A 9,543-nucleotide genomic window follows, 5' to 3' on the forward strand; every position below is an offset into this window, starting at 1 on the left:
CCAAAAAGTTTATCGACCCTGTTCAACCTTTATCTCCCTTCTGAATCTTATATCTTCACAATCATGTAAAATCTTTCGAGTGATCGAATAAAGAGTATCTGTATCAGGTTCTATAAGGTGTGTTCCTTTAAGTGCTTCCTGCATCACAAATGGAGATTCGTCTTTATCATGCAGTCTCAATATGGAGATATCCATATCGGAAGACATCAAAATGTTATCTATTATCTCCATTTCCTCTTTTTCGTTTTTTACATTCAGATATAAAGCAAGGTCAATATCAGACCTTTTGTGAGCACTGCCTTTTGCATAGGAACCGTAGAGAACGGCTATCATAACTTTGCCTTCTTTTTTGAGCCTTTTAAGAACTTCTTTTAATGAAAGCAATTCATTATCCACTTAACCTGCAACCTCCATCACCGCCCAGCCGGCAAATTTATAAATTACAATATCTTAACTATTCTGAACGCATTGCCGATCTGCTCTATCTCAATAGACGCGTTTATCGGTTTCCTTTTGTTAAAAAGAACATCATGGTACTCCTTTGGAATAATCGATTTATCTTTGACTCTCAGTTCCGCCTTTTTCCCCTCTTTCTTCGCAATAAGGGTCTGGTTTCCTGGATTCCATGTAATTGCTGCATCAGCCCAAGTAAGCTTCTCTGAAATAGAAGCGGTAGTCTGCTTTATAACACTACTATCCAAAGCTCCAACATCTTCAGCTCTGTCTATTTTGAAATATCCATACCCCACATTTGTCTTGCCCCCTGCGCCAAGTTCGGTCAATCCGCCAATAAGCAATTTTTTAGCCTTAGCAAGCAAATTTGCATCCCTTGAATAAACTGCGAATATGAATTTCTGCCCTGCTGCAACTGTGAGGAATGTAACAAGATTAGGATTAAGATAATCGGCTGGTGGAATAAGACGCTCTTTGCTATCTTTCTTGCCTTGATAGTAATCGCCGTAATGGGGATTCATTATATCCAACTCAAGTTTCGGAAATAGGGTCGGCAGTCCGTCCATAAAGAAGACCTTGCCCTGACGGTTATTTGCAACATTATGAGGGTCTTTATCTTCAGAGCCAAATATTTCCCTTAATTCTTCGCCTGTTGGTTTTGGCTCTATTGCAATCTCAGCATAAGCCCTTGTAAGCCCCTTTAGTCCGCTTCCCGGCAGATATGGAAACCCGTATAATGGATGTAGTGTCATGCCTGTTTCAATCACACTTGTTCCTCCCAGGCCGATAATCAGACGGCTGTCGGTGGTTGCGTCGAATGATTCGACATGCCAGCCGGCGGATTGTAAGGATTTGATCATTGCCTTTCGGCGATCAAGTAAATTATTAAAGTAATCCTTGGCAAAGGTGATTTTAGATATAGCAGATCGGAATTCCTTTGAGTCTTTCTCTTCCATCTGCCAGCCATTCTGCCAAGAATATACATATCTATTGAAGAGCAAATAAAAATTGCTGGTTTTTAAAATGCGATTTATCTCATTCCCAAAATATTCTCTTGTTTCTTTAGGTAAAGGCAGGTTCATTATGACTCCTCCTTCGGGAGCACGGCATCGGCAAATCTTTTCATCCACGATAAAAAAGATAGTGCCTCAGCAGTGGCATATCTGAATTTATCGTTAGGCAAAGAGATTACTTTCTCCATCAGCTCGCCCTTTGCGTTCCACTGAACTCGCTTGTTAAGCCACCCTTCAATATCTTTATATAATTTTTCTTCAGGCTTATTGGCATCATTTTTACCTTTAGATTTTAGAAATGCGAGTGTTTGTCCAAGTCCATTTGTAATTATCATTGTGGGGGTTTTCATAACTACACTGCGATATTCTTTCTTAAACGTATCCCTCTCCTCAGTATTAACATAGTCAACACAGCTCCAAGCTTCTTTTGCTCTTTCATGTTCTATGTTTTCAATGTTGCTCATCTCTATACTCCTTCCTTCAGGAAATTGACATTCACAATTCCCTTCCCTATCGTTGCATCTCCACCGAACTGGAGACGATTGCCGTCAATTTCATTAAGTAGTTTCATTATCTCTTCAGCCTTAAAAGTTGCATTTGCGGCGTCATGCGCCATCACTACTGCATAAAGCAAGGAATCAGAAGGTAATGCTTCTTCATAAAATAAAGCACCTTTATCAACGGTCTTGGTGTCATTATTAATCCTAATCCTCGCCTGCACCTCTGTTGAGAGCTTTACAAAGTCTCTAAAGGCATTATCGGGTAAAACAACAATGTCTGTTTTTGCCTTTCTCGTCCAGAATTCGTATTCAGTACCTTTTGAAATTGCATTATTAGCAATCCATTCAGCAATAGCCTGGACATTATTTTCTACCTGAAAATCAAAGGTGTATTCTTCAAGAACAACCTTATTTGCTTTATCTGTAATTTTGCTTCCTGAAACGCCCAAAACTTTATCTCCCAAATCTGGCGGAATATTCCATTTAATATCTTTTACCCCTGCCATTTGCAAATCCCTTTTTAATCTGCTCAAGGCAAAACGGGAGGTTGTATAAGCAAACACGCCATTTAATGAACGAACGGGGAACAACAAAAGCCGTGCGTCAGTAAAAGTTGCTGCGCCAGCAAAGGCATCGCTTTCTTCTTTCTTATCGCCAAAATCGGGACCAAAGGTATATTTAATCTTCTTCTTTGATTCATTATCCTCTTTATATTTAAACTCAAACCACTCCCGCACCACGCCTTTCACACCTGATGCCTGACAAACAGGATAATCCGTGTATTTCTCCCTTTGTATAGGCAGGTCAACAACTCCAAGACTTGAACCACTGCCACAATGCAAAGATGTTTCTGTATAGATAAACAGTACGTTCGCTTCTTTAAACATATCAATACCCTCCTATCAATGTTATTCCAAAACCTTCTTGCGCCCTTTCATCGCTTATGGATTTAAGCCATAGCCTGTCAAACAGGCTGTCAACAGCGCCTTCTTTTAGCTCAAAGTAATAGACGCTACCTGCAGGTACTGCTTTCTTCATTACTTTCGGATGATTTTTCACAAAGTCATATCCGCCAATGCCGACAGGCTTGCCTAAACAAGCGCTAATTAGTTTTAATTCAATGCCGTTGATTGCGCCTTGCATTGTGTTTGAATCTATCCCCTCTGGTATCCAGCCTTTTTTAAATATCGCAGGAGTGGTAAGCACAAGTTTGAAATGGTTATTTTGGGCTATCTTCTTTTTAATATTTTCAGCATGAATTCCATTCCATGATGCTTTTGAATACTTTGCCGCGCGGTTATCGCCGCCAAGCCTCAATATGCCTGATTCGGGCAGGAGATTTGTGTTTTCAACCTCAACGGCAAAACCTACATCTTTGTTCAGCCTGAAATACTCTACACTGTAAAGTCCTCCTGTCTCAACGCTGCGTAAAGTCTTGCTCTTGCGGATACCTGTCCTTTCTTCTTTATCAAAAAGATATTTTGTTTCTGCTACTATGGACGGGACTTTACCATTTAGATAATCTGCCATTTCTTTTACGGACAGAAATCCCGATACCGCCTCCATCGTATCCTCTGAGGGATACCACATATTGATAAGCCCTGACGGAAGGTCGGTCATTATCTTCCCCTCTGAAAAATTTTGGGGCATAAGTCCATAATGTCTCAAATCTTCGCTTCCCTTCTTTTTGACGACATCTTTTGGCATCGTAAAGAACTGTTCAATAATGCTGCCGTTTCTTTTTGCCAATGTAAACTGAGTAAGAGCAAACAAACCCAATTTATCAGGCGTGCCGATTTCATCTGTTATATGTTTTGATATTTTTGAGGCATCTGATTTAAATGTGTCGAACTCTCCAGACTTATTACTTAACATATGAGAACGCAATGCCCCGTAAATCGTTGCCGGGGAAGGCGGGAATATTCCTCTTGCAAAATGGTCGTCACCGCCTGCAAATGGTCTGCCGTCTCGAAACATTAAAACATCATTCGGCTCTATGAATATTTTCATCTGGTTCCCTCCCTTCCAAGAAACGCTGCCACAGAGAGAAACTTGCCGATCTCATCAAGTGAAAGCCCACCCGCGTGAAGATTCATAATGCCGCTAACAAGTTCCCCCAATACTTTCTCATTAGATTCTTTTTCTTTCTTTTTTTTCCACTGTCGCTTCGCAATACGAAGCAGTTCAAGTCTTATAGCTTGAGCAGGTAATTTCTCTAAACCTATCGTTTCAGTTCTCAATGCATACACAATTTTTGGAGATATATAATCGTAATAAAAAGCATCAGCCCATTGACTAAAGAGTGGGATTGTCTCAAAAATTCCTCCTTGTCCCTCGTAACCAAAATCGTAAAACCATTTAGCGCTTACCTGCTCCGTCCCACCCGATTGTTTTGCAAGAGCAATGCAAAAGGCGTTTTTGTCTCTTAACTTCTTTGCTTCTTTTTCGCATTTCCGCACCTCATCAAGCACCTGTGAAAGATTTGTATTATGATGAGCAATCACAACGCCCATGCTCGCCGTTGCCTTACTCCCCATTGAGAGCATGAAGCCTTTTATTTGTTTGCCGCTGCCTACATTTATAGCCTCGCCGGAATCATCAACTGGAATAAATCCTTCGCCTTCTTTGAAGTCAATAGCAATCTTGTTTGTAGTATCATCGGCGACAAGGCAGCCCGAAAAATATGCCCTTAATTTTCTCATTACCTCCGGCAAATCTCTAAGATTTACAAAAGCAAGCACATCGTCACCACCAGCATAAACAACCTTGCCGAGATGGTCTTTTTCTACAATCTCACGAGCAACATGAAGCGAAAAGTCTCTTAATGCCTTGCTGATTGCAAGATGCAGAGATGGATTAAGGGGTCTTCTTTGTTTCAGCAATGCCTGCCAATTTTGGTCATATTCAAGCGTGTTTTTTACAATTGGATGCAACACATCGCCTATTGTTGGGGCATTCTCGCCAGACAACCACTTGCCCATATTGTCGCCGTCCATAAGGAGAATGGCGTAGTATGTTGATGGACTACCTATGCGTTTATCATCAGGCAATGTTTTATCAATCTCTTTGATTGCATCAAATAATTCTTTCCATCTCTTTTTTGCTGTTAGTAAAACATTATCAAAATCATCTTCAGACATCTTATTTTTGTTTTCTTCCCAGAGAGTTTCTTTATCTTCTAATGTCTCTTTATAAAGCCAATCACCTTCAAGTCTTGCAAATTTTTTGCTGATTTCATCACGACATGCGCGTATGACCATCGGAATCGGAATGCCTGAACAGCGGTCTCCCGCAAGTGCATCAACAGCATCTACAAAACAGCCAACTTTTACAGCAAGATTATTGTTATTTATATTCTCAATTACCCTCAATTTAAAAGACGCCGTAGCAACCATGCTGACAGAAGGAAAATTGTCATCAATATTATTAAATTGTAGTTTTTCCTTAAAGTAGTGCCTTGATGATAGCCTCTTTGTGACACATACCGCACATAATCTTTCCGATTTTCTTATTTGAGGAAAATTAGGTAATACCTTTTCCTGCCAAAAGCCCCTTAAAGCACCAAAATCTTTTGAGCAGTCTTTGTTATTGTGCAATCCCGGATGCACCGGCTCTCTTACACCACATAATGTGCATTTATGATTCGGCTCGTCTTGCTGCTTGAAATCTCTAACAGCCTTACTGCTTCCAAGCGCCTTCTCAGTAAGTTTATATATCTGTCCGTATATGGTGCCAATATTGGGAGCAAAGCCTTTCTTGTATGCACTTAGCAGAGCATCAAACGCCCATTTATCTGCGACTCCCATCAACTGTTTATATTCACTGATAAAACCGGCAATGTCTTTCATATTTTCAAAAATAGTTGCAGCCCAGTAGGTCTCTATAAAATCAGCGGTCTGCCTACTCCAGATATGCTCCCAATCGTCAAGCTCAATACCGAGCCTTGCTTCCATTGCATCTTTAACTGCATAACAAGCTTCATGAAAGATTTTTTGAACCTGCTTTTTAGCATTTTCAGCAATATCTCTGACCGAATCTGCCGGCACAATAGCGAGAAAACGATTTGGAAGAGTGGGGGATGAAAGTTTTTCAAGTTCCGGCTCTGCAATTTCTAAATTCTTATCATTAATGAGCCATTTATCTGCAAATGGCTGCCCACAAAGGTCTGGGAATATCAGGCTGTCGGGACCAAATTCTTCAGCCACTAATTTCATAGCACTCCATGAAAGATAAGAAAGCAGATAACTCCCAGCCCACAAATCCTGAGTCTTACGTGCAGTAGCAATAAAGTCCTGAACCGGTCCAATTGCAAAAAGCAAAAATGCTAACTTTGGCAAAGCTCCTGCGATTGCAGAAGTTACTCGCTTATGTTCCCATATCGAATGGTCGGGAATCCTTGTATCCGCTGGAAGCAGTTCCCACAGTTGCCCCAGTTTAGCTACATCATTTTTTTTGTCCATTAGACTGCCAAACAACTCCCGCCACAATGCAAGATAAAGCTTTTCTTTATCCCCTGAATATTTCTTCTCAAGATTGATAATTGCCCTGTCAGCTGAAGCTGTAATCCTTGATGTATCATCAGGCAGTTTTTTTAGGTTAAACTCTTTTGCAGATAAAGGGTGTTTGATAATAGGATTCCCACAGAAATCGGCAATAAAATGTTCATGTTTAGGCAAATTGATGCGATCTGCTGCAGATGAAATGTGGTCGGCAGTTCTGACATCATCTGGAATACTTGCCTCATCCACAAGTCCAAGCTCGAGCATTAGCTCCTTTGCCCTTCCTTCATGCCCAATCTTGCCAAGAATTATAGGCTTCTCCGGAGGGTCGTGAAGTAAAGCCTGAATTTTTTTTATTTCAAGTTCGACGTCCATATTATTCTCCTGCGCTTTTCAGTTGTATCGCTTTATATAGATATTTCAATGAGTTCACATAAGAATCTTTTATGCGATCAAATATCTTTCTTGACTCTTCAAATGTATAGGTGTGAACCAAATAATTCCTGTCTTCTATCATCTTCAGCCATGTATCTTCGCTATCAATAAGGTCGTTTGAAAATGCGCTCTTAAAACAGTCACGGGGATTCTTGCAAATGATCCCTAAATCAGCAAGGTATTCCTTTATAAGCTTCCACGAGAGCTCATAACACAACTCAAATCGTTTTATCGTTCCGTCAACGTCAAGGGCATCGCTTGATTGTTCGGCTCCTCTTTCAAGATTTGTCAACGCCTTTTCAAAGTCGTCAAAATATCTTTTAATTCTTTCTCTCATAAATTACCACTCCTTCTTTATCTATTATTTTTTTGAGCGATACCTCCGCTGTTTTAAGGTTAATCATATCCAATGCTCCATTAAGTGTTGAGGTTGGCAACTGTTTTTCAGATTCAACAGCGATATCCGTATCGGAACGACTATGAAAATCACCTCTCGCCTTTGAGCCGAAAAGGATTATTTTTTGAGGATCATATTCTTTTCTTATTTTACCTATAATGTCTTTAAGTGAGTCAGGCATTGAAAGTATATATTCCGTGCCGTTACTTTTTAGTTCCGACCAATATTCATCAATAATGCCATAGTCAGGCTTTTGGGTCTTTTGGGTATTGTTTGCTTTGATTACTCCGCCATCAGGCAAAAACTCTCCTGAAAGTCTTATGACTATCCAGTAGAATTTATTCCCGGCCTTAATAACCTTAAAGATTATGGGAGAACTTCTTCTTGCATAAGGTTCACCGCCGGCCTTGCCTGTAACCGTAGTAGGTGTTGTTCTATGAATGACGGGAAAGCCAAAGGAGGCAGTCTCATAGATTCTTGATTTGTTGTTATCTCTAAATGCCTTAAATCCTGCTGCTCCCAACGCATCCTTCCACGAGTTGAAATGTGTATTACTGATAACGAATCTTGCAAAGCTAAGGTTGGAATATTCAGATATGAACACAGTTTTGTTGTTGTTTATTAATTTTTTCGCCGCATTATAATTCTTCATAAGCCACTCTGCAATCTCCTCTGCGTTATTACCTTTGGGAATAAAATCCAACCCCGTGTCGTTAAGAGTCTCTCCCCCTTCTTCAAGATTGGTCACAACCATATTTCCAGCTCCACGTCTTGATCTCGTACCCAATCCACCGAGGTAAAGTAAGGCCCATAAAGAAGCGGCTGCATCTTTCAGATATTGCTCTTGCCGTGAAAACAAGATAATGTTAAATTTACTTCCTTCTCGGAAATAGGAGCGCTCTTTGCCCCTTTGCATAAAAACCGAATAAAAGTGATAGCCTACAGGATCATTTCTGCCTGGATTTGGATAGGAAGGGACAGGAGTTTTGTCAGGTTGGGTGACTCTGATTGAGAACGTTGAGCCTCCTACGGTTTCATCGCTGCTGCCGAATATCTTGTCTTCTGCTTTCTTTAATCTGTCCACCTCGGTTCCGGCCTGCATAGCCCGCCACCAAAATCGTAGCAACCCTTTAATGCTGGCTGCTCGGAGCTCCGCCTTGCTCTGATCTGCCCCTGAGAGAAACATTGGGGTAATAGTCTCTATTTCAAAAGTGATTTTTTTCATATCTTATTCTTTCCTCCTTTCCTTAAAGCTTCAAATTTATGCATTCAAGCTTTAGAATGAAATCAGCTAATCTTGCCAATATCATGTAAAAGAGCGCCTTTAACGATTGATAAAAAATTATCTATCATATATTTTGCTCCTTCCTATTTGTGTAACAGCAAAGCTCCCAATATTATCGTATGATATTATTTTTGATTAAATACCATATTCGAACCCTCCGTATAATAAGTTCAAAGTTCAAGGTTTAAAGTTAAAAACTTATAAAAGTATCCTATATTTATATTTTGTTTGCAACAGAAGAAATATTTCCGAAATATTGTTATTTTATAATCTTTTCACTCTGAACCAATAAAACATTTTCTTTTTTAGCGATTTCTATCATCTTTGATGTGAAACCATTTTTACTGAATAATATAAATTTTTCTTTTCTTTTATTTTTGTGCCAGTCAACAAGTTGCGATTTTTTTACAAGGTCTTGATAAATATTATCACCCACTTTTTTATTGCTCCATTTACATTATCCAAAGTATGCTGTATTTGACTCATCATCAAGCGCAATAATATCTATTTCTTCGTTCTGTCTAATTACAAACTTCAAGCAATCTCCAAAAAGTATAATCACGATTCGTATAATTTAAATTATACTTATGACTCAATCCTTATCTTCCCCTTCTCCACCCTTACGCCAAACCTTGTTCCCCCCCATTTCCTAAGAGAAGTTATTGTGTAATAAGTTGCAAGGGTTTCATCTTCAAGGTTTTCAATAATGTCTTTGTTTATCTTACTTCTGTCGGAACGAAGCTTGCTTAAATCTATTCCGTCTTTCCACTTTGTACGAAAATTATATACATGGTCTGAATGCTGACCATAAATAATCTCATAATCCTTTGCCATTATTTCCGTAATTCCCGGGGCAGCAAGGTCATTAATTTGAATAAAACAGTCATAGCAATTCCCACAGTAGAGCTTATCAGGATAAGGGCATCTTTCAAGTTTCTGTCTGAGTAGGTGGGTATAAAAA

Annotated in this window: 10 protein-coding genes; all 10 read right to left on the bottom strand. The window is 39.6% G+C overall.

Annotated elements, in window-relative coordinates:
* Positions 1 to 9 precede the first annotated feature (9 nt).
* Positions 10 to 333, bottom strand: a complete 324-nt coding sequence (locus tag HXY53_03335; protein ID NWF75599.1) for a nucleotidyltransferase domain-containing protein — start codon at positions 331 to 333, stop codon at positions 10 to 12.
* A gap of 107 nt (positions 334 to 440) precedes the next feature.
* Positions 441 to 1,535: a type III-B CRISPR module RAMP protein Cmr6 gene (gene cmr6 / locus HXY53_03340; GenBank protein NWF75600.1), complete on the bottom strand. Its 1,095-nt coding sequence runs from the start codon at positions 1,533 to 1,535 to the stop codon at positions 441 to 443.
* Positions 1,535 to 1,930: a type III-B CRISPR module-associated protein Cmr5 gene (gene cmr5 / locus HXY53_03345; GenBank protein NWF75601.1), complete on the bottom strand. Its 396-nt coding sequence runs from the start codon at positions 1,928 to 1,930 to the stop codon at positions 1,535 to 1,537. Before cmr5 ends, cmr6 begins: the two co-directional genes overlap by 1 nt.
* Before the next feature lie 2 nt (positions 1,931 to 1,932).
* The gene (gene cmr4 / locus HXY53_03350; protein ID NWF75602.1) at positions 1,933 to 2,853 is read right to left on the bottom strand and encodes a type III-B CRISPR module RAMP protein Cmr4; all 921 of its coding nucleotides are present in this window, start codon (positions 2,851 to 2,853) and stop codon (positions 1,933 to 1,935) included.
* A gap of 1 nt (position 2,854) precedes the next feature.
* The gene (cmr3, locus tag HXY53_03355; GenBank protein NWF75603.1) at positions 2,855 to 3,976 is read right to left on the bottom strand and encodes a type III-B CRISPR module-associated protein Cmr3; all 1,122 of its coding nucleotides are present in this window, start codon (positions 3,974 to 3,976) and stop codon (positions 2,855 to 2,857) included.
* Positions 3,973 to 6,840: a type III-B CRISPR-associated protein Cas10/Cmr2 gene (gene cas10 / locus HXY53_03360; protein NWF75604.1), complete on the bottom strand. Its 2,868-nt coding sequence runs from the start codon at positions 6,838 to 6,840 to the stop codon at positions 3,973 to 3,975. Before cas10 ends, cmr3 begins: the two co-directional genes overlap by 4 nt.
* Before the next feature lies 1 nt (position 6,841).
* A complete protein-coding gene (locus HXY53_03365) occupies positions 6,842 to 7,237 on the bottom strand; it encodes a nucleotidyltransferase substrate binding protein (GenBank protein NWF75605.1) in 396 nt (131 codons plus the stop codon).
* Entirely contained in the window at positions 7,221 to 8,522 is a 1,302-nt protein-coding gene (gene cmr1 / locus HXY53_03370; protein ID NWF75606.1) for a type III-B CRISPR module RAMP protein Cmr1, read from the bottom strand. Before cmr1 ends, HXY53_03365 begins: the two co-directional genes overlap by 17 nt.
* Before the next feature lie 319 nt (positions 8,523 to 8,841).
* Entirely contained in the window at positions 8,842 to 9,018 is a 177-nt protein-coding gene (locus HXY53_03375; protein NWF75607.1) for a hypothetical protein, read from the bottom strand.
* Positions 9,019 to 9,167: 149 nt separating this feature from the next.
* On the bottom strand, positions 9,168 to 9,543 hold a 376-nt coding region (locus tag HXY53_03380; GenBank protein ID NWF75608.1), incomplete at its 5' end, for a hypothetical protein.

The organism is Nitrospirota bacterium (assembly GCA_013388455.1).
GTDB lineage: Bacteria > Nitrospirota > Thermodesulfovibrionia > Thermodesulfovibrionales > SM23-35 > JACAFF01.

What these genes read in the sequence shown, in the direction of transcription:
- HXY53_03335 (NWF75599.1), bottom strand. Translation starts at nt 333, where the DNA reads ATGATAGCCGTTCTCTACGGTTCCTATGCAAAAGGCAGTGCTCACAAA.
- cmr6 (NWF75600.1), bottom strand. Translation starts at nt 1,535, where the DNA reads ATGAACCTGCCTTTACCTAAAGAAACAAGAGAATATTTTGGGAATGAG.
- cmr5 (NWF75601.1), bottom strand. Translation starts at nt 1,930, where the DNA reads ATGAGCAACATTGAAAACATAGAACATGAAAGAGCAAAAGAAGCTTGG.
- cmr4 (NWF75602.1), bottom strand. Translation starts at nt 2,853, where the DNA reads ATGTTTAAAGAAGCGAACGTACTGTTTATCTATACAGAAACATCTTTG.
- cmr3 (NWF75603.1), bottom strand. Translation starts at nt 3,976, where the DNA reads ATGAAAATATTCATAGAGCCGAATGATGTTTTAATGTTTCGAGACGGC.
- cas10 (NWF75604.1), bottom strand. Translation starts at nt 6,840, where the DNA reads ATGGACGTCGAACTTGAAATAAAAAAAATTCAGGCTTTACTTCACGAC.
- HXY53_03365 (NWF75605.1), bottom strand. Translation starts at nt 7,237, where the DNA reads ATGAGAGAAAGAATTAAAAGATATTTTGACGACTTTGAAAAGGCGTTG.
- cmr1 (NWF75606.1), bottom strand. Translation starts at nt 8,522, where the DNA reads ATGAAAAAAATCACTTTTGAAATAGAGACTATTACCCCAATGTTTCTC.